Annotated in this window: 26 protein-coding genes; 6 read left to right on the plus strand and 20 right to left on the minus strand. The window is 61.2% G+C overall.

Features of this window, described 5'->3' with window-relative positions; genetic code table 11:
- Positions 1-13: 13 nt before the first annotated feature.
- Both HS968_RS13290 and HS968_RS13295 read right to left on the minus strand, forming a co-directional pair.
- Positions 14-1,996 (minus strand): alpha-1,4-glucan--maltose-1-phosphate maltosyltransferase, encoded by a 1,983-nt coding sequence (locus HS968_RS13290; protein ID WP_182366317.1) that lies wholly within the window; start codon positions 1,994-1,996, stop codon positions 14-16.
- A 124-nt stretch (positions 1,997-2,120) separates the two neighbouring features.
- Positions 2,121-2,645: an MgtC/SapB family protein gene (locus tag HS968_RS13295; RefSeq protein ID WP_182366319.1), complete on the minus strand. Its 525-nt coding sequence runs from the start codon at positions 2,643-2,645 to the stop codon at positions 2,121-2,123.
- Positions 2,646-2,815: 170 nt separating this feature from the next.
- Here HS968_RS13295 and HS968_RS13300 point away from each other — a divergent pair, with 170 nt between their 5' ends.
- Positions 2,816-3,193: a Rho termination factor N-terminal domain-containing protein gene (locus HS968_RS13300; RefSeq protein ID WP_182366321.1), complete on the plus strand. Its 378-nt coding sequence runs from the start codon at positions 2,816-2,818 to the stop codon at positions 3,191-3,193.
- Between the two features lie 242 nt (positions 3,194-3,435).
- Here the strand turns inward: HS968_RS13300 and HS968_RS13305 are convergent, their stop codons facing one another.
- The 5 genes from HS968_RS13305 to HS968_RS13325 all read right to left on the minus strand — a co-directional run bounded on the left by HS968_RS13305 (position 3,436) and on the right by HS968_RS13325 (position 6,953).
- A complete protein-coding gene (locus HS968_RS13305; protein WP_182366323.1) occupies positions 3,436-3,639 on the minus strand; it encodes a metallothionein in 204 nt (67 codons plus the stop codon).
- On the minus strand, positions 3,636-4,058 hold the full coding sequence (locus HS968_RS13310; RefSeq protein ID WP_182366325.1) for a hypothetical protein: 423 nt from the start codon (positions 4,056-4,058) through the stop codon (positions 3,636-3,638). The genes HS968_RS13305 and HS968_RS13310 overlap by 4 nt, the downstream gene beginning before the upstream one ends.
- A gap of 73 nt (positions 4,059-4,131) precedes the next feature.
- Entirely contained in the window at positions 4,132-4,476 is a 345-nt protein-coding gene (locus tag HS968_RS13315; protein ID WP_182366327.1) for a YgaP family membrane protein, read from the minus strand.
- Between the two features lie 117 nt (positions 4,477-4,593).
- On the minus strand, positions 4,594-5,760 hold the full coding sequence (locus HS968_RS13320; protein WP_182366328.1) for a zinc-dependent alcohol dehydrogenase: 1,167 nt from the start codon (positions 5,758-5,760) through the stop codon (positions 4,594-4,596).
- Positions 5,761-5,816: 56 nt separating this feature from the next.
- Entirely contained in the window at positions 5,817-6,953 is a 1,137-nt protein-coding gene (locus HS968_RS13325) for a carboxylate-amine ligase (RefSeq protein WP_182366330.1), read from the minus strand.
- A 215-nt stretch (positions 6,954-7,168) separates the two neighbouring features.
- Between HS968_RS13325 and HS968_RS13330 the strand changes: the two genes are divergently transcribed.
- A complete protein-coding gene (locus HS968_RS13330; RefSeq protein WP_182366332.1) occupies positions 7,169-8,569 on the plus strand; it encodes an iron-containing redox enzyme family protein in 1,401 nt (466 codons plus the stop codon).
- Between the two features lie 16 nt (positions 8,570-8,585).
- Positions 8,586-9,554 (plus strand): class I SAM-dependent methyltransferase, encoded by a 969-nt coding sequence (locus HS968_RS13335; RefSeq protein ID WP_182366334.1) that lies wholly within the window; start codon positions 8,586-8,588, stop codon positions 9,552-9,554.
- Between the two features lie 46 nt (positions 9,555-9,600).
- Here HS968_RS13335 and HS968_RS13340 read toward each other — a convergent pair whose 3' ends face one another.
- The 7 genes from HS968_RS13340 to HS968_RS13370 form a co-directional block, all read right to left on the minus strand.
- Complete coding sequence (locus tag HS968_RS13340; protein ID WP_119691319.1) at positions 9,601-10,071, minus strand: hemerythrin domain-containing protein; 471 nt, start codon at positions 10,069-10,071, stop codon at positions 9,601-9,603.
- A gap of 79 nt (positions 10,072-10,150) precedes the next feature.
- Positions 10,151-10,321 carry a con-10 family general stress protein gene (locus HS968_RS13345; RefSeq protein WP_119691320.1) on the minus strand — a complete coding sequence of 57 codons (171 nt, stop codon included), beginning with the start codon at positions 10,319-10,321 and terminating at the stop codon, positions 10,151-10,153.
- Positions 10,322-10,414: 93 nt separating this feature from the next.
- Positions 10,415-11,269: an SDR family oxidoreductase gene (locus HS968_RS13350; protein WP_179624922.1), complete on the minus strand. Its 855-nt coding sequence runs from the start codon at positions 11,267-11,269 to the stop codon at positions 10,415-10,417.
- A gap of 27 nt (positions 11,270-11,296) precedes the next feature.
- A complete protein-coding gene (gene galU / locus HS968_RS13355) occupies positions 11,297-12,160 on the minus strand; it encodes a UTP--glucose-1-phosphate uridylyltransferase GalU (RefSeq protein ID WP_119691322.1) in 864 nt (287 codons plus the stop codon).
- Between the two features lie 158 nt (positions 12,161-12,318).
- Positions 12,319-12,486, minus strand: coding sequence for a con-10 family general stress protein (locus HS968_RS13360; RefSeq protein ID WP_119691323.1), 168 nt, complete (start codon positions 12,484-12,486; stop codon positions 12,319-12,321).
- A 118-nt stretch (positions 12,487-12,604) separates the two neighbouring features.
- Entirely contained in the window at positions 12,605-13,054 is a 450-nt protein-coding gene (locus HS968_RS13365) for a DUF421 domain-containing protein (protein ID WP_119691324.1), read from the minus strand.
- Positions 13,055-13,064: 10 nt separating this feature from the next.
- On the minus strand, positions 13,065-13,556 hold the full coding sequence (locus HS968_RS13370; RefSeq protein ID WP_119691325.1) for a hypothetical protein: 492 nt from the start codon (positions 13,554-13,556) through the stop codon (positions 13,065-13,067).
- 220 nt (positions 13,557-13,776) lie between these two features.
- Between HS968_RS13370 and mqo the strand changes: the two genes are divergently transcribed.
- The gene (mqo, locus tag HS968_RS13375; RefSeq protein ID WP_182366336.1) at positions 13,777-15,432 is read left to right on the plus strand and encodes a malate dehydrogenase (quinone); all 1,656 of its coding nucleotides are present in this window, start codon (positions 13,777-13,779) and stop codon (positions 15,430-15,432) included.
- Positions 15,433-15,456: 24 nt separating this feature from the next.
- On the opposite strand, the gene HS968_RS13380 is transcribed toward mqo, so the two are convergent.
- From HS968_RS13380 to gorA, 3 genes are read right to left on the minus strand one after another with little or no spacing between them, the layout of a single operon-like run.
- On the minus strand, positions 15,457-15,846 hold the full coding sequence (locus HS968_RS13380) for a VOC family protein (protein WP_182366338.1): 390 nt from the start codon (positions 15,844-15,846) through the stop codon (positions 15,457-15,459).
- A gap of 2 nt (positions 15,847-15,848) precedes the next feature.
- Complete coding sequence (locus HS968_RS13385; RefSeq protein WP_182366340.1) at positions 15,849-16,472, minus strand: trimeric intracellular cation channel family protein; 624 nt, start codon at positions 16,470-16,472, stop codon at positions 15,849-15,851.
- A gap of 9 nt (positions 16,473-16,481) precedes the next feature.
- On the minus strand, positions 16,482-17,840 hold the full coding sequence (gene gorA, locus HS968_RS13390) for a glutathione-disulfide reductase (RefSeq protein ID WP_182366342.1): 1,359 nt from the start codon (positions 17,838-17,840) through the stop codon (positions 16,482-16,484).
- A 72-nt stretch (positions 17,841-17,912) separates the two neighbouring features.
- Between gorA and HS968_RS13395 the strand changes: the two genes are divergently transcribed.
- Positions 17,913-18,335: a VOC family protein gene (locus HS968_RS13395; RefSeq protein ID WP_182366344.1), complete on the plus strand. Its 423-nt coding sequence runs from the start codon at positions 17,913-17,915 to the stop codon at positions 18,333-18,335.
- A gap of 48 nt (positions 18,336-18,383) precedes the next feature.
- Here the strand turns inward: HS968_RS13395 and galU (HS968_RS13400) are convergent, their stop codons facing one another.
- Positions 18,384-19,223, minus strand: a complete 840-nt coding sequence (gene galU, locus HS968_RS13400; RefSeq protein WP_119691331.1) for a UTP--glucose-1-phosphate uridylyltransferase GalU — start codon at positions 19,221-19,223, stop codon at positions 18,384-18,386.
- Between the two features lie 42 nt (positions 19,224-19,265).
- On the minus strand, positions 19,266-20,627 hold the full coding sequence (locus HS968_RS13405) for a UDP-glucose dehydrogenase family protein (RefSeq protein WP_182366346.1): 1,362 nt from the start codon (positions 20,625-20,627) through the stop codon (positions 19,266-19,268).
- Between the two features lie 183 nt (positions 20,628-20,810).
- On the opposite strand from HS968_RS13405, the gene HS968_RS13410 reads away from it, so the two are divergent.
- A complete protein-coding gene (locus HS968_RS13410; RefSeq protein ID WP_182366349.1) occupies positions 20,811-21,482 on the plus strand; it encodes a hypothetical protein in 672 nt (223 codons plus the stop codon).
- On the opposite strand, the gene HS968_RS13415 is transcribed toward HS968_RS13410, so the two are convergent.
- Positions 21,454-22,608, minus strand: coding sequence for a Fic family protein (locus tag HS968_RS13415; protein WP_119691334.1), 1,155 nt, complete (start codon positions 22,606-22,608; stop codon positions 21,454-21,456). The genes HS968_RS13410 and HS968_RS13415 overlap by 29 nt on opposite strands.
- Positions 22,609-22,913: the final 305 nt, after the last annotated feature.

A 22,913-nucleotide genomic window follows, 5' to 3' on the forward strand; every position in this document is an offset into this window, starting at 1 on the left:
GATACTCCGTTGTTCAGCGAACGGTCTGGATACGCCAGATGCCGAACGGCAGGTGCCAGGGCTCGATGCGCATCCACTGCACCTTGCCGTGCCATGTCCATCGATGGCCGTTCATCAGGTCTTCGCCTTGCAGGTCAGCGTCGTCAGGCAGGCCCAGCTCCCAGAGCGGCAGCTCGAAATAGGCCTCCTGGGGGCGCTCGGGATCGAGGCTGATGGCGATCAGGATGAAGTTGCTCAGGTCATCGGTGCGCTTGCCGAAGTAGAAGATGTTCTCGTTCCAGGCGCTGTAGGCCTGGAAGCCCAGATGCGTCTGCAGCGCCGGGTTCTCACGGCGGATCTGGTTGAGTCGGGCGATCTCCCCATTGATGTTGCCGGGCGCCTGATAGTCGCGTGGGCGCAGCTGGTACTTCTCCGAGTCGAAGTACTCTTCCTTGCCCGGCACCGGCTCTGCTTCGCACAGTTCAAAACCCGAATACATGCCCCACAGGCCGGAGCCCATGGTCGCCAGCGCGGCGCGGATGAGAAACCCAGGGCGCCCACTGCGCTGCAGGTAGTAGGGGTTGATGTCCGGCGTGTTGACGAAGAAATTCGGCCGGTAGCAATGGCGCCACGGCGGCTGGTTCAGCTCGGTGAAATACGCCTGCAGCTCGGCTTTGGTGTTGCGCCAGGTGAAGTAGGTGTAGCTCTGGCTGAAACCGAGCTTGCCCAGGCGCGCCATCATCGCTGGGCGGGTAAAGGCCTCGGAGAGGAAGATTACCTCGGGGTGGCGCTCGCGCACATCGGCGATCAGCCATTCCCAGAACGGCATTGGTTTGGTGTGCGGGTTGTCCACGCGAAACAGCGTCACGCCCTGCTCCACCCAACCCAGCACCACATCACGCAATGCCAGCCACAGATCGGGAAGCGCCGCTTCGGCATAGAACTCGACGTTGACGATGTCCTCGTACTTTTTCGGCGGATTCTCGGCATGGCGAATGCTGCCGTCCGGTCGCCAGCTGAACCAGCCGGGGTGTTGCCTGAGCCAGGGATGATCCGGCGAGCACTGCACGGCGAAATCCAGCGCCACTTCCAGTCCGTGTTCACGGGCGACGCGCACCAGCTCGCGAAAATCATCGAGGCTGCCCAGTTGCGGGTGCACCGTATCGTGGCCGCCCTCATCGCTGCCTATGGCGTATGGGCTGCCGGGATCATCCGGGCCGGCGCTGAGGCTGTTGTTCGGCCCCTTGCGATGGGTGCTGCCAATCGGGTGAATCGGCGGGAAATACAGCACGTCGAAACCGAGCTGGACGATTTCCGGGATGCGCGCCTGCACATCGGCGAAGGTGCCGTGGCGACCGTCGCTACCGAGCGAGCGCGGGAACAGCTCGTACCAACTGGCGAACTGCGCCAGCTGCCGCTCCACATCCAGCGGGTAGTGCATGCTGCGCAGCAGGTGCGGACGGTATTCGGCGCGGCGCATCAGCTCGCCCAGCGCCGGTTCGACGAGCACCGCGACGCGTTCTTCGATCGACTGTGCCTCTTCTATCCTCGCCACCAACGCGTCCAGCTCTGGGTGGGTTTCCTGAGGCGCCTGGCTGCGGATACGCCGTACCAGTTCGGCGCCTTCCTGCACCTCCAGGCTGACCGGCACACCAGCGCCGTATTTCTTCACCAGCTCATAGCGAAAGCTCGCGTAGATGTCCTGCCAGGCCTCGATGGCGAACTCACCGCGGCCTTCGCTCTCGATCAACAGCGAGGCCGCCCAGCGATCATTGCCAAGCATCTGCATGGGCACGCGCTGCCAGGTGGCCTGGCCGTTGCCACGCCATAGCAGGTCGGCGGCCAACTGGTCGTGGCCATCGGCGAAAATTACCGCGTTGACGGTCAACGGTTTCCCGCTCAGGCACTTGGCCGCGAAGCGCCCACCCTCGACGACCGGCTGCACCGACTCGATGGCCAGACGCGGCTGCTGGATGGCATGGATGACTGGGTCGTCGGCATAGCGTGGGGACGGCATCGTTCCGGGCTCCTTTTCGCCTGGCGGACATGGGGTCGCGGGAGGTGCGGGTGTCACTGGCCTACAGAAATTCCGAGGCCAGCGCGGAAGGAAAAGTTCAGGCTGTTTTTGCCGGCCTCAGCGGCTAGTGCTTGTCGCGCGGCTCGGAGTCCGGCTCGTCGTCCGACTGGATGTTGGCGCTGGGGTCGACCACCATCGGCATCAGATGCAGCACCACCAGCACGATCACCGTGGCCAGCACCGCCGTGGCCTCACGGCCGAGGCCAACCGCCACGCCGATGGCCGCCGAAGCCCAAAGACCGGCGGCAGTGGTCAGTCCCTTCACGTCGGAAATGCTCCGCCCCTTGAGAATGGTGCCGGCGCAAAGAAAACCGATACCAGCGGCGACACCCTGGATCACCCGGCTCATGGCGTCTGATTCAGCGCCATTCTGCTCAAGCGCCATGACGAAGATCGCCGCCCCCAGACACACCAGCATGTGCGTGCGCATGCCGGCGGCCTTGCCCATCACAGCGCGCTCGTAGCCAAGCAAGCCGCCGAGGAACATGGCCAGCACCAGGCGCAGCGTGGCGCGGGTCAGGTGTTCGACCTGGTGCAGATCGGAAAACTCCTGTGCCAGGGTCGTGAGGATTCGTTCGTACACTTCCATCTGTGTTCACCATCGAGGAACGCTTTATGTCTAAACAGCGAAACCGCGAAGAGGTTCGCTCGATTTGCGCCGCCGAACATCCGAAACAGGGAACCAATCACCTGCTGCGGCTTCTTTCCCGATAAGCGCCATGAGGCAATCCCGCTGCATGGCCAACCGGGAGAAAGCTCATGCCCCGTGGTAGCAAGGACAAATACACCGCCAAGCAGAAGCGCAAAGCCGAGCACATCGAGGACAGCTACAAGGAACGCGGCGTACCCGAGGACGAAGCCGAAGCTCGGGCCTGGGCGACGGTGAACAAACAGTCCGGTGGTGGTGAGAAAGCCGGTGGTTCGGGGCGCACCACACCGCCCGCCGTCAAACAGGCAGCCCGCGAATCTTCCGCCCGCCGCGCCTCGAAGACCCGCCAGGGCATTCCCCGGCCGGGACAGAAGCTGGAGGCCATGAGCCGCGACGAATTGATGGAGCTGGCGCGCAAGCGTGACCTGTCAGGGCGTTCACGGATGCGCAAGCAGGAGCTGCTGGAGGCCCTGCGCGGCAAGTCCTGATAACGCGCTAACCGCAGACCGGCGATCCTCGTTCAGCGCCCTTCGATCTGGTGCGATTGAACGGGGATTCCTAGGGAGGGTCAGCCACCTGCCACCCACGTCATTTCACCCACGTCATCAGCTGCGGCGGATTGCCGCCCCGCGATAACCCACCATCAGCGCAACACGATCTGTCGCTGATGGGGAACACGGCGAAAGAACTGCCGCCCCTACTCCTCACATGGCTGGGTAGAAATGCAGTTCTATGACTCCTGAGTACGCTCAAGCGCCAAGCGCTCACCACAATCGCAGCCAGCATGCTGGCATTCGATCATGCCGTTGGGGTGACCCTGCTGGCAGGCCTCGCAGCAATAGGCCAGGCCGTCGCCCACGGCATCCTGCACCCAGGTCTGGGATTCGACCAGGCAATCGCAGTATGGGCAGGCGCAGGTACGTTCCTCGCTCATTGATCAGTCTCCTTGCCGCTAGGTGCAACTTCATCGGCCCAGGGTTTGCCATCGAGCGGTGCGGAGCGGCCCAGCTCGGCCTCGTCCAGGCCGCTGCCGCCACCGATTTCCGTTTCCTCGACGCTACGCAGCTCCTCATCCGCTGGGCCATTGCCGCCCTGTTCGAGAGGGGAACGTGCACCACTTTCGTCGAACAGGGTATCGGGGCTCAGGTCATCGAGGCTGACGTTGTCTTCATGGGCGCTTTCGCTCTGCGTAGCAGCGCCGGTCAGCCCAGGCTGATCCTGTGGGTCAAGTGGGGGACGCGCGGCTTGCTGTACCGAGGGATCACCTGCCGTGAGGCTTTCCTCGTCAGCGGTGAAATCCAAGGTATCTTCTGGTACTTCCTCTGGCTGGGGCCCGAGCGTGGTGTGCTTCATCACGTACCTCCATGGGTAGGGTTCTTTTCGTGGCGATGGCGCAGGGGCGCCATCGCCTGAGCGCTACGGTCGGTCACGGCGAGATCGGATCGCTGGCCGGAAAGGTTTCTTCCACGGCGTGATCCAGGCGGTTTTCCTGCCGCCCTTTCATCGCCGCCACTTCCTTTTGCAGGCGCGGCAGCGCCGCGCGCAGTTCGGCCACGCGTTCACGCAGGCATTCGATTTCGGCCTTGGGGTCGCTGATCAAGCCCTTCACCACGCAGTGTCCCGTCAGGCCGCGTTGCAGTAGCGCGGCGCCGCCGAGAGCCTTGAGCACACCTGAAGTGCCGCCCTGGCAGACGCCGGCGACGACGGCGCTGACCCCTGTGGCGAGCGAGATGGCGCGTTCCAGGCGATGGACGTTATGAGTCAGTGACATGGCGTTTCCTCCTGACAGTTGAATGACGAAGCCGCTTCTGGCTCCCGTGAGTTTTAGAAGGCCAAGGCCCGGGTAAAGGTTCAGAGAATCTGGCCAGTGGCGCGTGGCGATGCGTACTCAAGGACGCAGGATTACCTTGCGACATTGCTCTCGAGCCGAGTCGAACAGGCGGTAGCCCTCTGCGGCATCGGCCAGGCGCATGCGATGGCTGATGATGATTTCCGGGCTTAGCTCGCCCTTCTGGATATGCTCGAGCAATGTGGGCAATAGCGGGTGGACATGGGTCTGGCCCATCTTGAAGGTCAGCCCCTTGTCGAAGGCATCACCAAACAGAAAGCCGTGGATGAACCCGGCGTAAACGCCCGGCACGCTCACTGTTCCGCCTCGGCGTACCGCCGCGATGCATTGGCGCAAGGCTGCCCCACTGCTGGCTTCCAGCTTGAGTTTGGTCAACACCGTTTCGGTGATGCTGCCCTTGGCCTCGAAGCCCACCGCATCGATCACCGTATCCACACCCCGGCAACCGGATGTCTGTTCGATGATGGAGCTGGCCGGGTCGTCAATCACATCGAAATTGATCGGTATGACGCCGTAGGTCTGCTGGGCGTATTTAAGGCGGTAGTCGTGTTGATCGACCATGAATATCTGCTCGGCGCCAAGCATCCGTGCGCAGGCCGCGCTCATCAGCCCTACCGGGCCAGCGCCGAAGATCGCCACACTGCTGCCCTGCTTGACCCCGGCATTGACCACGGCCTGATAGCCCGTGGGGAGGATGTCGGTCAGAAACAGCACCTGCTCGTCGTCCAGCACATCCGGCACCTTGAATGGCCCGGCATTGGCTTTGGGCACACGAACCAGCTCGGCCTGACCACCCGGCACCCCGCCATAGAGGTGGCTGTAGCCGAACAAGGCAGCCCCGGACGGTATCTGTTTCTTGTTGAGAATCGCGCCACGCCCCGGATTGGTGGTTTCGCAGGCCGCGTGCAGATCCATCTGGCAGAAAAAGCAGCCGCCACAGGCGATGACGAAAGGCACGATCACCCGATCGCCCTTGCTGACGGCAGTCACCTCGGAACCAACTTCCTCGACCACGCCCATGAACTCATGGCCAAAGATGTCGCCATCCTTCACCTGCGGAATCTTGCCGCGATACAAGTGCAGATCCGAACCGCAGATAGCCGTGGCAGTGACCCTCAGGATGATGTCGTCGGGTTGCTCGATGATCGGATCCGGCACCTGCTCCACTCGAACGTCGTGGCTGCCGTGATAGGTCAATGCTTGCATGGGGCTTCTCCCGGATAAGGCATGTCCCTATTCCGAAATCACCCATGAGCAGATGTTCAGGCTAATTGCCGAACCTGCTGCAAGGCCGTTTGCGCCAGCAGCGTATCGACCACTTCATGCAGAGCATTGCGATGCTCCGCACCGGCGCTACGGGCACGCCGGTAGATGCGCAGCTGCATCTCGGCGCTGCCGCCCAGGCGCGCGAGTTTCCGGGCATGCACCAGGATTGCCCGATCCTTGTGGGGGACATGCTCGGCAATGCACTGCAGCACCGCCTCCAGCCAAGCCGTGAACGGCAGCGGGCGCTGGCTGCGGGGCTCGACGAACAGGCCGCGCATGCCGCGGCGCTTGGCTCGCCAACGGTTTTCCACGGTGAGGATGCGCGTCATTGGATCGTCGAACCAGGCATGGTGCGGCGCGTTCAGCGCATGATCGACCATGGCGCGAAACAGCCCGGCAATGCACAGCGCATCCTCCAAGCGCGGACAGGCATCGGCGATGCGCAGCTCCAGCGTCGGGTAGCGTAGTGAGGGGCGAATGTTCCACCACAGGTTGATGGCCGAGGCGATGCAGTCGGTGTCGGTCATCACTTTCAGATAGCGCTGGTACTCGGCAGCGTCGTGAAAATGGTCGGGGATACCCATACGCGGCCACTCATCGCAGACGGCCTGGCGATAGCTCATCAGCCCCGAGGGACGACCATCCCAGAACGGCGATGACGCGCTCAGCCCCAGCAACAGTGGCAGCCATGGCGTCAGCCGGTTCATCAGGCAGATACGGTCAACCTCTTCGGGCACCCCGACATGCACATGCAAACCGGCCAGTACGCTACGGCTGGCGACGATGCGGTAGTCGTCGAAGATCGCCCGATAACGTGCCATGTCCGTGGCTTGTACGCGGCGCCACTGTTCCAGCGGATGGGTGCCGGCCGCGAGGATGCCGCAGTCGTGCACAGCAGCCAACCGGGCCAGGGTACGACGCGCATCGCCCAGGCATTCGCGCGCCTCGTCGAGCTCACGCAGTACGGGAGTCACCACTTCGAACTGGGCCGCGAACATCTCTCGCGTGACCCGCTCACCCAGTTCGCTGCGACTGGCTTCGGCAAACGCCTCAACCCCGTGTTGCGCCACTCGCCGGCTATGCAGATCGGTGAGGAAATACTCTTCCTCGATGCCAAAAGTACTTTCCGCCATGACTCACTCGCTCCATCCATTCCTGTGTGTGGAGAAGCGGTTGGCCATTCGGGTTCAACCTATCGCTAACGCCGATAGCGGATCGGAGCATGGACTCCGTAAGGTGCGCCGCGCGCACCAAGGGCTCAAAAGCGTACGACCTAATTTAGGTGGAATCTTTGCTCTCGGGCTCCTCTCCTAAACAGGACATGGCCCTGAACGAGGAGACCTGCCCCATGTCGATCGCAAGCTTCGTCGACACCCCTGCTACCCAGCCTATTTCCCTTGCCGTCAGTGGCGGCCCATGGCAGCGCATCTATCGTCAGTTGCTGGAGGAGCCCGTGCCCGGCCACGCCCTGGCACGCAGCTTCATTGAGGAATGTCTGCACGAAGCGCAGCACTTACCCTGCGACCTGCCGCCCACGGTGCAGGCGTTGCCGGCCTGGTCTGTTCAGCACAGCCAGGCGGTGAGCGCCGAATATGCGACCTACCTGGCCGGGCGTAAGTCAGGCGAAGGGCGTCGCTACTTCACGGGCCATGCCCACGCCCTGCATTTCCTGCGTAGCGTCGCACCGACCAAGCTGGTCGATGGCGCCTGGCTCTACGGCACGCTGCCGCACTGGCGTGACAACCGCTTGTACCCGTTGGTACGCACCTATCTGGAAGAGCTGGGCGATGGCGTCGCCGCACAGAACCACGTCTGCCTGTACCGCCGGCTGCTGGCGACGCAAGGCTGCGACGACCTGGGCGAGCTGGATGACGCACTCTACCGCCAGGGTGCGATCCAGCTGGCGCTGGGATTGCTGACCGAGGATTACCTGCCCGAGGTCATCGGTTACAACCTTGGCTACGAACAGTTGCCACTGCACCTGTTGATCACGGCCTTCGAACTCAACGAGCTGGGCATCGACCCCTATTACTTCCAACTGCACGTCACCATCGACAACAGCGCCAGCGGCCATGCCGCCAAGGCGGTGCAGAGCGTGCTGGAAAACCTGCCTCGGGTAGGCGATACCGAGGCGTTCTATCGACGGGTGATGCGCGGCTATTGCCTCAACGAGCTGGGCGTAGGCTCCACCGCGGTGATCGAAAGCTTCGATCTCGAACGTGAGCTGTTGCAGGCGCTGGAACGCAAACGCAGCGTGGCCAGCCAGATGCACTCCGACTACTGCCGGATAGAGGGCCGCACGGTGAACCAGTGGCTGGCCGATGACAACGGCATGGCCGGTTTCCTCGATGCGCTGCAACGCCATGGCTGGATCCGCCGTGACCGCGATCCGGCCAACAGCCGTTTCTGGCGGCTGGTCCAAGGTGAAGGCGCGTCGATGTTCGGCGTCTTCAGCCCTTACGAGCGTCATTTGCTGCATGACTGGATCGCCGGTGACTGGCGCCAGGACAGCCCACAGAACCCCTTCCGCCGTCGGCATCCAACGGCTATCGCGCAGCTGCCGAGTACAGCGCATCAGCGCGGAGAACTGGATCGCGAGCGGCGCGATCTGCTGGTGCAGCTCAATCGCCTGGACGCCAGCCAGCGCGAGGTACGCCTGATCGAGCTACAGGCGCCCGCTCACCATGCCAGCACGGCTGGGCTGGCTGCGACCCGAACCTTCGCTGCGCTGGCACAGCAGGCGCGCTGAAACCAGGAGAAGCCCCATGCATGAACCCGACTTCGAATCGGCCGAGAGCCTTGCACTGCTGCGTCTGGGCACGCTGTTGCGTGCCCGCGGCTACCAATTCATTACCCCTACTCCGCTCACCCATCAGCGCGTCCTCCAGCGCACAGAGAATCGCTGGGCACGCGATCTACGGGATGTGTTCGGCTGGAGTCGGCCGTTTCAGAATGGTTTGCTCGACGACGACATCATGACGGTGATGCGCGAGGCCCAGGTGCTACAGGCCCGCGACGATGGCTGGCTCAGTGCTGTGCGATGGTCGACCCTCGGCGATGGTCTCTACGTGCACTCACGCTATCCCACCGAGGAAAGCGATTCGGTGTTCTTCGGCCCCGACACCTACCGTTTCACTCGCCTGCTACGCGACTACCTGCAGCACAGCCACCAGCCGCTAAGGCGCATTGCCGATATTGGCTGTGGCGCCGGGCCCGGCGCGATCACCGCCGCGCGGCTGCAACCTGGTGCCCAGGTGATGGCGCTGGACATCAATCCGCGCGCCTTGGCCCTGACAGCGGTGAATGCACGACTCGCCGGCATCTACAACCTGCGCGTGCAAAGCAGTGATCTGCTGCACGACGTGGAGGGTCAGTTCGATCTGATCATCGCCAACCCGCCCTATATGCTCGATGCGCAGCAACGCACCTATCGCCACGGCGGTGGCAAGCATGGCGCCGGGCTATCGCTGGCGATCTTCGATACGGCGATGGAACGACTGGCGCCGGGTGGCACCTTGCTGCTGTATACCGGCGTGGCCATTTTCGACGGCGAAGACCCGTTCCTCAACGCCATTCGCCTGTCACTGCGCGATACCGGCTGGGACTGGAGCTACGAGGAAATCGATCCGGACGTATTCGGCGAGGAACTGGAAAAAGCCGATTATGCGCAGGCCGAGCGCATCGCCTGCGTGGCCCTGCGCCTGACCTATCAGCCCCACCTGCGGCAGCGCTGAGCATGCAGGCACTTGCTTGGCGCAGGTGCCTGCAGACAGCCTGCCCTCAGGCCGCCTTGGCCGGCGAACTGTCCTTGAGCGACTTGCGCAGCACTTCCATCGCTTCGCCCAGATCATCCAGCTGACTCTTGCTCAGCAGCTTTCTGGCCTGGGGAAACATGTCTCGCTCTTCTTCCTCGATATGGTGTTCGAGCAATTCCTTGAGCACCTTGACCCGACCGGCGAACTCCAGCGTCGAGGGCGAGGTTTCCTTGATGTCCGGTAGCACCAGGGCCTCCACTGCACGGTGCTCTTCCTTGGCCTCGACGGTGAGCACTGCATCGTCCTTGTCGCCAGCGCGTCTGAAGGCCGGATAGAAAATCTTCTCTTCAAGCTCGGTATGGATCTTCAGCTCCTGTTCGATCTTGAGCAGCAGCTTCTTGCGTGTCTGCACGGCGCGCTCGGTGGTTTCCTCGAGTTTGCCCAGCAGCTCTTTGACGGTTTCGTGGTCTTTTTTCAGCAGATCGATGGCGTTCATCGTCATGCCCTCCTCAGGTCTTTCAATCACACCGGTCAGAAATGTCAGAGCCCGCTGCAAGCGGGCTCTGAGGGGACGATCACGACTCGCGATCGCGGCGGCTGCTCTGGCCGCCCTTGCGCCCGGCTTCAGCCGCCCGCTGGCGGTCATTGGCAAAGTTGCCGCCGCTGTTATGACCGCCTTTACGCCCGGCCTCCGAAGCTTTCTGACGATCGTTTGCGAAGTTACCCGGATTCTTGTTGGTCGCCATTACTGGTACCTCCTGATGGTTTGTTCGCGAGGCGTGATTGCCTCTACATAAATTGAGGCAGGCGCCACGCCGACTCGTTCAGGCTATTTTTCATCAGCCATTGACCACGCTACCGCCGTTGACGTGGAGCATTTGCCCGGTCACGTAAGAGGCATCGTTGCTGGCCAGGTAGACGAACGCTGGCGCCACTTCGGCGGGTTGGCCGGGCCGACCAAGCGGTGTGTCGGCACCGAATTCGGCAACCTTTTCAGCGCTGAAGGTGGATGGGATCAGCGGCGTCCAGATCGGCCCCGGCGCTACGCCGTTGACCCGAATGCCGCGAGGCGCCAGGTTGATCGAGAGTGAACGGGTGAACGAGGTGATCGCGCCCTTGGTCGAGGAGTAGTCGAGCAACATCGGATTGCCCTTGTAGGCCGTCACCGAACTGGTGTTGATGATGCTCGCCCCAGGCTGCAGATGCTCCAGCGCGACCTTGGTCAGGTGGAACATGGCGAAGATGTTGGTGCGGAAGGTCTTTTCCCACTGAGCCTCGTCAAGCGCTTCGAGGTTGTGCTCGGGGTGTTGCTCGCCGGCGTTGTTGATGAGGATATCGATCCGGCCCCACTTGGCGATCACTGCATCGACCACGCACTGACAGAAGCTGCCGTCGCCCACGTCACCGGCCAGGGCGATGGCCTCACCGCCATGGCGGCTCACCTCATCCAGGGTCTTCTGCGCATCTTCGTCTTCGTTCAGATAGACCAGCGCGACCCTGGCGCCCTCCAGGGCGTAATGCACCGCCACGGCGCGGCCAATGCCGCTGTCGCCGCCAGTGATGATCGCCACCTTGCCGGCCAACTTGCCGGCAGCACGGTAATCATCGGCGAGATAAACCGGCTCGGGATGCATGGCGTGTTCGATACCAGGTTGCCGCTCCTGGTGCTGAGCGGGCAATGTCTTGTCGTTCATCTTTCATGCTCCTTATCGGGTAAGCGTTCAGACGGCCTGCAAACGCGGGCTGGCCGTCACCGGGTGGGTCTTGTGGCGGTTCTCGAAACAGAAATTGGTGGCCTGCACGTAGCCTTCGGCCGAGCCACAATCGAAGCGCTGGCCCTTGAATTTGTAGGCCAGCACACAGCCCTGCTGGGCCTGTTTCATCAGGGCATCGGTGATCTGGATCTCGCCGCTCTTGCCTGGCTCGGTCTGCTCGATCAGGGTGAAGATGTCGGGCGTGAGGATGTAGCGACCGATGATCGCCAGGTTGGACGGCGCATCTTCTGGGTTGGGCTTCTCCACCATGCGGTCGATGCGGAAGATGTCATCGCGCAGCGCCTCGCCAGCGATCACGCCATAACGCGAGACCTCTTCCATTGGCACTTCCTGAATGGCGACGATGGAGCAGCGGAACTGTTCGTAGAGCTTGACCATCTGGGTCAGCACACCGTCGCCATCGAGGTTCAGGCACAGGTCATCGGCCAGCACCACGGCGAAAGCCTCGTCGCCGATCAGCGAGCGCCCGGTGAGGATGGCGTGGCCAAGCCCCTTCATTGCGATCTGGCGGGTGTAGGAAAAGGTGCATTGGTCGATCAGGTGGCGAACACCACTAAGGGATTTTTCCTTCCCGGTATTGGAAATCTCGTGCTCCAGCTCGTAGCTGATATCGAAGTGATCCTCTAGCGAGCGTTTGCCCCGTCCAGTGACGATGGCGATTTCGTTCAACCCTGCCTCGAGTGCTTCTTCGACGCCGTACTGGATCAACGGGGTGTCGACGACCGGCAGCATTTCCTTGGGCATCGACTTGGTAGCGGGAAGAAAACGGGTGCCGTAACCGGCGGCGGGGAACAGGCATTTCTTGATCATGGGTTCTGTACCAATTGAGGGATTCGGTACTAGAACCTGACTCGTCAACAGCTTTAACGGTTCAAGGTATTTCGCGGGCTTGCCGTTTGGTTTGTAGGGGCATGCTCACCGTTATGGAAAGGAGGCCCGGTAAGGGCCTCCCCCAGCTACGCAGTCACTCAAGCGCGGCCTCCACCGTGGCTGTTCTGGCCACCTTTGCGGCCAGCTTCAGAGGCTTTCTGGCGGTCATTGGCGAAGTTGCCGCCACTGTTTTGCCCGCCTTTCTTGCCGGCTTCGGAAGCCTTCTCACGGTCGTTGGCGAAGTTTCCAGGATTCTTGGTGGTCATGTCGTTTCTCCTCTGTGATGGGCAGGATTGCCCTTGCCCTGACTTGGAGAAATCGCCCTGCTCGGATGTTCAGCCTAATTCTCCGCCTCGCTCGGCAGTCGCTGACGAATGGTCATGCTCATTTTTCGTTGGCACGCTGGATGATGGAAATCTTGCCGTTGCGTTCGATGATTGCGTAACGGATTTGCTCCAGACGCTCCAAACCACTCTCACGCGCAGACTCCATGACGTCATCAAGCGTCAGTCGTGCTTTGTCCAGACGCCACTGCATCGGCACGCCATCCTCGACGATGATGGTCGGCGAACCATCGAGCAATCGTGCCAACCAGTCACTGCGGCGCTTAAGTAATGAGGCCCCGACGTCCAGTACAATCAGGGTCGCGATCACCAGTACGGCGTTGGTTATCGAGAAATCCTCACCCAGCAGGGCCTGCTGGGTCGCTTCGCCGATGATCAGCAGCAAGACGAAGTCGAACGTGGTGAGTTGCGCCAGCGAACGGCGGCCTGAAAGTTTGAACAGGAGCAGCAGCGCCAGGTAGATGGCGCCAGCACGCAGTACTGCGTCCATGGTGTTTTCCTCAGGGATAGATGAACTGGTTCAACTCGACCTGCTGGTCGGCAGCATGCAAGGTCGAACGGTAGGAACCGACACCGTTGGCGGTAAGGCGAATGCTTACTACAGTCCGCTCGGCGCCAACTCTGAAGTCGAGAACCAGGCCACCATTGCCATCACTTGCGCTGCTCATTGGTGCGGGTTGTATCGAGTCGATGGAGAAGCCATCGAGTAACTCGCCAGCGATACTCAATCGGCTTCTCTCTTCAAGGGTCACGATCAGTTGCGACTGCGCACCATTACGGGCGAATCGTTGGTAGTCCAGTAACAGATCCCCCTGCTCGCTAACTACCTGAGCATCACTCAGTGGCCCTTTGGAGAACAGGCCTCCCAATGCAAGCCCCACCAGCAGCAACAAGCCATACCAACCCAGCCTCTCGATCTGCCAGCCACGGATCTGCAAGGGCATATTTTCCCGGATCGGTTCACTGCGGCTGTTCTGCTCGGGTAGGTGCATTGAGTTTCCTCCTGAAGCCTCTGACATCTTCGGTGAGGCAAATATCAGAAGAAAATTTCTTATCTTCCCCTCCAGGTGCTGGATTGACCGTCCGTCCGTCGGCTTGGGCGACCCAAGAATGCCTCCGGTAGTCCTTACTGGAGGTGTAGCCAGGTTCTGCAATGCGCACCTGGGCTGCAGGTAAGCCCGCGATAATCTGCACCCTTCGGGAGGTAAACGGATGAACATCAAGATCAATCTGCCGCTGATCGGCCTGGCCATTGCGCTAAGCTGCACGACTGCCCATGGCGATGAACCGAAGAAGGTGGACGTTCTGCTCATCGGCGGCGGCATCATGAGCTCGACACTGGCCGTCTGGCTCAATGAACTGGAGCCGCAGTGGTCGATGGAAATGGTCGAACGCCTGGACGGCGTTGCCGAGGAAAGCAGCAATGGCTGGAACAATGCCGGTACCGGCCACTCGGCCCTGGCCGAACTGAACTACACCCCGGAGGACAAGGACGGCAACATCAATATCAGCAAGGCCATCGAGATCAACGAGTCCTTCCAGATCACCCGCCAGTTTCTCGCCTGGCAGGTGCAGCAAGGTGTGCTGCAGAACCCGCCCTCCTTCATCAACAGCACGCCGCACATGAGCTTCGTCTGGGGCGATGACAATATCCGTTTCCTGAAGAAGCGTTACGACGCGCTGCAAGCCAGCCCACTGTTCAGCTCGATGGAGTATTCGCAGGATCCCGAGCAGATCCGGAGCTGGGTACCCTTGATGATGGCCGGACGTGATCCGCAGCAGAAGCTCGCAGCAACCTGGTCGCCGGATGGCACCGACGTCAACTTCGGCGAGATTACCCGCCAGTTCGTCGGCCACCTGCAGAAGCAGGACAACTTCTCGTTGCGTCTTTCCACCGAAGTTCGCGACATCAGCCGCAACGACGACGGCTCCTGGCGCGTTGCCTACCGTAATCTCGGCGATGGTAGCGACGGCGTCACCGACGCCCGCTTCGTGTTCGTTGGCGCAGGCGGCGGCGCATTGAAGCTGTTGCAGAAATCCGGCATCGCCGAGGCCGAGGAGTACGGTGGATTCCCGGTTGGCGGCTCGTTCCTGGTCACCGAAAACCCGGAAGTCGCCGCGCAGCATATGGCCAAGGCCTACGGCATCGCGCCAACCGGTGCACCACCGATGTCGGTGCCGCACCTCGATACCCGTGTGCTCGATGGCAAACGGGTGATTCTGTTCGGTCCGTTCGCCACCTTTTCCACCAAATACCTCAAGGAAGGTTCCTACTGGGATCTGTTCAGCAGCATGACCACCAGCAACTTCTGGCCGATGACCAAGGTCGGGCTCAGTGAGTTCAGCCTGGTGCGCTACCTGATCGGCCAGGTACTGCAATCCGACGATGATCGCTTCGAAGCACTCCAGACCTACTACCCCGAGGCAAACAAGGACGACTGGCGCTTGTGGCAGGCGGGCCAGCGCGTGCAGATCATCAAGCGCGACGAGGACAAGGGCGGTGTACTGAAGCTGGGCACGGAGGTGGTCACCTCCGGGGACGGCAGCATTGCCGGCCTGCTCGGCGCTTCACCGGGCGCATCCACCGCCGCGCCAATCATGCTGAGCCTGCTGGAGCGCTCGTTCAAGGATCAGTTCGCCTCGGATACCTGGCAGGAAAAACTGCGCGAAATCGTCCCGAGCTACGGCATCAGCCTCAACGAGAATCCTGACAAACTGCGGGAAGTATGGGCGTCTACCAGCCGTACGCTGCAGCTGGCGACGGTCGAAGATGATGTCGATGCTGAAGAGGCCGGCCCAACCGATCTTCAACCCATCGACCAGTCGCAGGAAACCGAGCGGGATCACGACCCGGAACTGGCACCTTGAGCAAGGCGGTGCGCGCATCGCGCCCTATGGAGCGTTTTCGGGATAGCGGCTGACTTCGATCAGGTTGCCATCCGGGTCGCGGAAGTACACCGACTCGATAGGGCCGATGGCGCCGGTACGAGCCACCGACCCTTCTTCGACGGTTACGCCCTGCTCGACCAGATGCGCCAGCACCCGCTCCAGCGGCCACAGCGTGATCAGGCACAGGTCGATGGCGCCTGGCGTCGGCCTGCTTGCCTTGGGCTCGAACTCACGGCCCGCCTGATGCAGGTTGAATTTCTGTTGACCGAAGACCAGGGCACTGCGCCCGGCGCCAAAACGCTCATGACGCATGCCCAGCACACGCTCGTAGAAGTCGACGGAGGTGTCGATATCGGCCACCGTCAGTACCAGATGATCCAGTCGTTCGATCATGTTCAATGCCTGTCCAACAGATGAAAACGTGGCAACCGCAGGTGCCAGTGAATCGCCGCCAGGCGGGCGCACAGCACCACCAGCATGGCGACGCAGGTGTCCAGCCAGTGCGGGGTGCCCAGCATGCGCAGGCCGATAAAGGTCAGCGCACCGGCAATGCAGGCGGTGGCGTAGATTTCCTTCTGGAAGATCAGCGGAATCTCGTTGCACAACACGTCGCGGATCACCCCGCCGACCACGCCGGTCATCACCCCCATGATCACCGCCGTGCTGATCGGCGTGCCATGCTGCAGCGCCAGTTCGGTGCCATAGACGGTAAACACCGCCAGGCCGAAGGCATCGGCGATCAACAGGCCTTTTTCATGGATTGGCCGGGTCATGCGCACCCATACCACCGTGCCCAGCGCTGCCAGCGAGGCGACCAGGATGTAGGTGTCGTCGCGAATCCAGCTGACCGGGTGGTTGTCCAGAATCAGGTCGCGCAACGTACCGCCACCCAGCGCAGTGACGATGGCCATCACCAGCACACCGAACAGATCCATGGACTTGCGCCCGGCCATCAACGCACCGGTGATGGCGAACACCGCCACACCGAACAGATCGGCGATGTAGAACAGCTGCTGCATGCTGCGAACTCAGCCCCGGGTAGGCGTACGCAGAGTGACGAACTCCTCGGCAGCACTTGGGTGCACCCCGATGGTCTCGTCGAAGATCTGCTTGGTGGCGCCGGCCTTGAGTGCGATGGCCAGTCCCTGGACGATCTCGCCTGCCTCCGGGCCGACCATGTGGCAGCCCAGCACGCGGTCGCTGTCAGCATCGACCACCAGTTTCATCAACGTGCGCTCCGGGTTCTCGGTCAGCGTCAGCTTCATCGGCCGGAAGCGGCTCTCGAAGACTTTCACCTTGTGCCCGTCTTCAATGGCCTGCTCCTCACTGAGACCGACGGTGCCGATGTTCGGCAGGCTGAACACCGCGGTGGGGATCATGCGGTAATCCAGCGGGCGATATTCCTCCGGCTTGAACAGCCGACGTGCTACAGCCATGCCTTCGGCCAGGGCGACTGGCGTCAGTTGCACGCGGCCGATCACATCGCCCAGGGCGAGAATCGATGGGGTGGAGGTCTGGAACAAGTCGTCAACTTCGATGTAGCCGCGCTCGTCCAGCTTGACTTCGACGTTCTCCAAGCCGAGGTTGTCCAGCATCGGTCGGCGGCCAGTGGCGTAGAACACGCAATCGGCCTCCAGCACACGGCCATCCTTGAGCGTTGCAGCCAGGCTGCCATCAGCATTGCGCGCAATGCTGGCGATGTCGGCATTGAACTGCAGATCCAGGCCTTTCTTGTTCAACTCATCGCGCAGGTGTTCACGCACCGCGCCGTCGAAGCCGCGCAGGAACAGGTCGCCGCGATACAGCAACGAAGTCTGTGCGCCCAGCCCATGGAAAATCGAGGCGAACTCCACCGCGATGTAGCCACCGCCCACCACCAGCACGCGCTTGGGTAGCGCCTTGAGGAAGAAGGCTTCGTTGGAACTGATGGCATGCTCGCGACCGGGAATGTCCGGAATCTGTGGCCAGCCACCGGTGGCGATGAGAATACGCTCGGCGCGGTGACGTTGGCCGTTCACCTCGACGGTGTGGGCATCGACGATACGTGCATGGCCTTCGAACAGACTTACGCCGCTGTTGGTCAACAGGTTACGGTAGATGCCATTGAGGCGTTCGATCTCACGGTTCTTGTTGGCGATCAGTGTCGCCCAGTCGAAGTTGGCCTCGCCCAGCGACCAGCCGAAACCGGAAGCCTGCTCGAAGTCCTCGGCGAAATGCGCGCCGTAGACCAGCAGCTTTTTCGGCACACAACCAACATTGACGCAGGTGCCGCCCAGGTAACGGCTTTCGGCAACCGCCACGCGGGCCCCAAAACCAGCGGCGAAGCGCGCCGCACGTACGCCGCCGGAACCGGCGCCGATAACGAACAGGTCGAAGTCGTAACTCATCGGATATCTCCTTGGCAGACATGGAGCATACCGCAAAGCCCAACGCTAAGCTGAAAGGCGGAGGACAACCCCATGCGCCCTACCCTGACTCACCTGGCCCTGCACGTGCCCGACCTCGATGCCTGCATCGCTTTCTATCAGCGCTTCTGCGGCATGCAGGTGATCCATGAACGCCCAGGCAAGGGCACCCGCATCGTCTGGATGGCCGAACCGGGCAAGGAACACCAGTTCATCTTCGTCATCATGCCCGGTGGTCAGGACAGGAACCTGGCCGCCAATGATTACAGCCACTTCGGCTTCGCACTGGCCAGCCGCGAGGAGGTCGAGCGCATCGCCGCCATGGCCAATAACGATGGTTGCCTGATCTGGCCACCACGCGACGAACCCTACCCGGTCGGTTACTACTGCGGCCTGCGCGACCCGGCCGGTAACTACGTGGAGTTCAGCTATGGCCAGCCACTCGGCCCTGGCTCCGAAGACATGCCCATCCCCTGAAATGCAAAACGCCACCCGAGGGTGGCGTTTCGTTGGCTAGCAGACGTATCAGAACGCCTTGCCGGTCTTGTACAGGTGCTCGAAGCAGAAATTGGTCGCGTCGATGTAACCCTCGGCGCTACCGCAGTCGAAACGCTGGCCCTTGAACTTGTACGCCATCACGCAGCCCTGCTGGGCCTGGCGCATGAGGGCGTCGGTGATCTGGATCTCACCGCCCTTGCCCGGAGGGGTGCTACGGATCAGGTCGAAGATGTCCGGGGTCAGGATGTAACGACCGATGATCGCCAGATTCGACGGCGCGTCTTCGGGTTTGGGCTTCTCCACCATGTTGCTGACGCGGTAGATGTCCTCGCGGATCATCTCGCCGGCGATCACGCCGTACTTGGAGGTTTCGTCCTTCGGTACTTCCTGGATCGCGACGATGGAGCAGCGGAACTGGTTGTACAGCTTGACCATCTGCGCCAGTACGCTGTCACCTTCCAGGTTCAGGCACAGGTCGTCGGCCAGTACCACGGCGAATGGCTCGTCACCGATCAGCGGCTGACCGCAGAGGATGGCGTGGCCCAGCCCCTTCATCTCCACCTGGCGGGTGTAAGAGAAGCTGCACTCGTCGATCAGACGACGGATACCAACCAGATACTTCTCCTTGTCGGTGCCCTTGATCTGGTGCTCGAGCTCATAGCTCACGTCGAAATGGTCTTCCAGTGCGCGCTTGCCACGACCGGTGACGATGGAAATCTGATCGAGACCAGCCTCCAAAGCTTCTTCGACGCCGTACTGGATCAGTGGCTTGTTCACCACCGGAAGCATTTCCTTGGGCATTGCCTTGGTCGCTGGCAAAAAGCGGGTGCCGTAACCGGCAGCGGGGAACAGGCATTTCTTGATCATGGGACTCCCAGATGGGGATGGTTGGATTGCCTGCTCAGTCTATCAAGCCGCGCTAGCCTTACAACTGCCGCTTGCTGGTCGGCCAATGCCACGATAAAGAAAACCCAGTTCCGCCAGTTGATCGGCGTCATAAATGTTGCGTCCATCGAATAGCACCGGCATCCGCATCCCGCCACGAACACGCAGAAAGTCAGGCTGACGGAACTGTTTCCACTCCGTGATCAGCACCAGTGCATCCGCGCCCTGCGTCACCGCGTAAGGCGACTCGCTCAGCACCAGTTGCCCAGTCTTGAGCGCATCGGCGTAACGCAGCGCAACTGCCTGGATGGCAGCAGGATCACAGGCTTGCACTCGCGCCCCGGCAGTCAGCAATGCCTCCAGCAGCACCAGGCTCGGCGCTTCGCGCAGGTCATCCGTACCCGGCTTGAACGCCAGCCCCCAGAGCGCGACGACGCGGCCCTGCAAGTGACCATTGAAATGCTCGCGCAGAGCCTGGAACAGCAGTGTCTTCTGCAGCGCGTTGCGCGCCTCCACCGCTCGCAGGATGCCCGGCTCGATGCCCTCGTGCTCCGCCGTACGGATCAACGCCTTCACGTCCTTGGGAAAACACGAACCACCATAACCGCAACCGGCATAGATGAAATGCGTACCGATGCGCCGATCGCTGCCAATGCCACGGCGTACCTCCTCGATATCGACGCCCAGCCGCGCACAAATGCCGGCCATCTCGTTGATGAAGGAAATCTTGGTCGCCAGGAAGGCATTGGCCGCGTACTTGCTGAACTCGGCCGCACGCACGCCCATGCACAGCAGACGGTCGTGATTGCGCAGGAACGGCGCATACAGCCGGCGCAACTGCGCCCGGCCGCGCTCGTCGTCACAACCGACGATCACCCGGTCAGGCCGCATGAAATCCTCGACCGCAGAGCCTTCCTTAAGAAACTCCGGATTGCTCGCGACCGTAACCCGCGAGCGCTTGCCGCGACGTGCCAGGCCGGCATTGATACGTTGCTCGACCCGCTCGGCAGTTCCCACCGGCACGGTGGACTTGTCCACTACCAGGCAGCTCTGTTCCAGACGTTCACCCAACTCATCGGCGACAGCCAGTACATGGCTCAGATCAGCCGAGCCATCTTCGCCGCTGGGTGTACCCACGGCGATGAAGATGACTTCGGCGCGGCGGATTCCGGCCTGAAGCTGCGAAGTGAAACTGAGCTGGCCACCCACCAGCTGCGCCTTGAGCATCGCTTCCAGACCAGGCTCGTAGATCGGTACCTCGCCATGCGACAGCATCGCGACGCGTTGGGGATCACGCTCAACGCAAACCACCTGATTGCCCATCTCGGCAAAGCAGGTCGCCGTTACCAGCCCTACGTATCCAGCTCCTATCACGCAAATCTGCATCGCAGCGTCCTCCAGAGTTTGCTGCGATTGCAACCAATCGCGGTGGCAGCGATGTGAAGGATCAGCGAAGGAATGATGACAAACGCATCACATGTGTCGGCTGGCATGGAACTCGGGTCGCTTGTATCTTCGGCGCTACGCTGGTCGACAGCATTGGAAACCAACCGACTACAGGGAACAGTTATGCGCTCACAGTTTATCGCCGCCTTCGCCTTATCTGCCGCCGCCTCCGCTTTCGCGGCACCGCCCACACCGCCGTCGTCCACTCAGATTGCCGCCTGGTCGCCCGAAGAGATCAACGAACAGGGGCCAACGATCGAAAAGCTGCTGCCTGTCACGCTCAAAGGCGGCGAACAGGCCTACCTCGCCTCGGTTTCCTACGAGAATGCCGGGCGTAATTTCTGGGCCGGCTACCTGCTCGTCCGTCCGGAGATCGGCGAAGCGCGCCCTCTGGAAGAATTCGGCGGCCAGTACAACCAGATCCGCACCCTGGACGACTACAGCGACAGCCACTCCGCCGTGATCATCGGTGGCGCCGGCTCGGGCCAGGGCTCATCGGAGGCCAGCTACGCGCTGGTGGTTTTCGATGGCTGGTCGGCCAAGACCCTCTTCACTGCCAGCGAATCGGACAATTCCGGCAACTGCGGCGCCTACGTGGAGCGCGACTGCGAGGGCAACGACGTGTTCATCAACATCTTCGAGGGCGACAGCACCAGCAAGCGCATCGGCCTGGCCGTCACCAACGTCAAATACCGCTCTACTGACATCGAAACGACGCCCTATGAGTACAGCCACGAGTCGCAGTTAGTGTTCGTGGAGAATCCGATCACAAACCAACAACAGGTTCAGGAATGAAGCCTTCGTCTCGTAGCGCTTTTACAACGCCACGAATCAAGTAGTTATTGGAGAAGCCAATCGTATACTGCCTGGCGCCCTCAACCACCGGGCGAAGCATGCCCTGGTCGACCAGTTTCTTGAGCTGGTAGGTTCGCTGATTGGCGGTCAACCCAGGCAACGCGGGCGCCAAATCCGACGATTTCACCATACCTTTCTTGATGGCGAGTTTGAGTACCCCCTCCTCGGTTGCCGTGATCAGGGAGCGGCTACGCGCGATATCCACGGCGGGGTTGAGGATGTGCCGGGTCAGGTATTCGAAATCGGTCAGACGATCCACCTTATCCAGCTCTTCGCGCACACCCTCCAGCACGTAGATACACCAGCTTTCCAACCCCTCTGGCGTGCCACTGTCTGCGCCGGACAGCATGGCGTAGTAACGTTCACGGTCATTGCAGAAAACCGCCGTGGGATTAAGCAACCTGCCGCCAACATTCACGTTAAAGCCGTACTTGATCAGCAACGCGTAGGTCAAAAGCCTCACCACGCGCCCGTTGCCATTGCCGAATGGGTGGATCCAGCCGAATCGATGATGAGCCAACGCCACCTTCATCAGATCGTACTTGGACGGATCCGGTCGATTCACGAAATCGACCAACTCGGTCATGTAACCAGCGACGGAGACCGCGTCAGGAGGAACATGGGGTGATTGGGAAATGCGAACTGCCCCCGATCGATATGCTCCAGGCGTTCGATCGCCCTCCCTTTCCAAATCGTTGACCGCAAGGTGATGCAGTTCCCGAATGAAATGCTCCGACAGCGCATCCCCAGGGCTCATGGAGCCCTCGATGTACTCCATTGCCCGTTCGATGTTCGCGACCTCCCGCAACTGGTCGCTCTCTTGCTGGCGCCCCTCTACTTTGCTTTCGACGTAGTCTGCAAGGGTCGTGTGATTGCCCTCGATCCGAGCCGACCCCAGACTCTCCAGCATGTGGAAGATGCTCTTCAATTGGTAGAAGACCGGAAGCGGCGTACTCCCCTCAAGCTGCAAGCGGCGCAGGTGCTCAAGCTCGTTCAGCACATCCACCAAAGGCGAAGCGAAGGACGGGTTCAGAAGCTGGAGTTCATGGTGAACAAACTGCGACATACGTAAAATTATCTCAAAATGAAACTTCAGTTATCTTGAACAAATCTCACAAAGTCCATGTATAGCAAGGCCTTCACATGGAGCATGTCTGGAAATTATCTTGAAATTTCGTCTATATCAACTGCAAACAACGCGGCGCTCAAGTACACCAGCAACCGCAGATGGCGAATCCGCTTTTCGCCCAGTTGGGCTAGGCCAGGCGAAACGCTGAACGCGCAAAACTGGTTATCCAACCAGTGATGGCATTTGGGCCGTATCTGTTTATGCTTCGGTGGCAGTACCAACTAAGTGCTCGCTCATACCGG

The organism is Pseudomonas berkeleyensis (genome assembly GCF_014109765.1).
GTDB lineage: Bacteria > Pseudomonadota > Gammaproteobacteria > Pseudomonadales > Pseudomonadaceae > Aquipseudomonas > Aquipseudomonas berkeleyensis.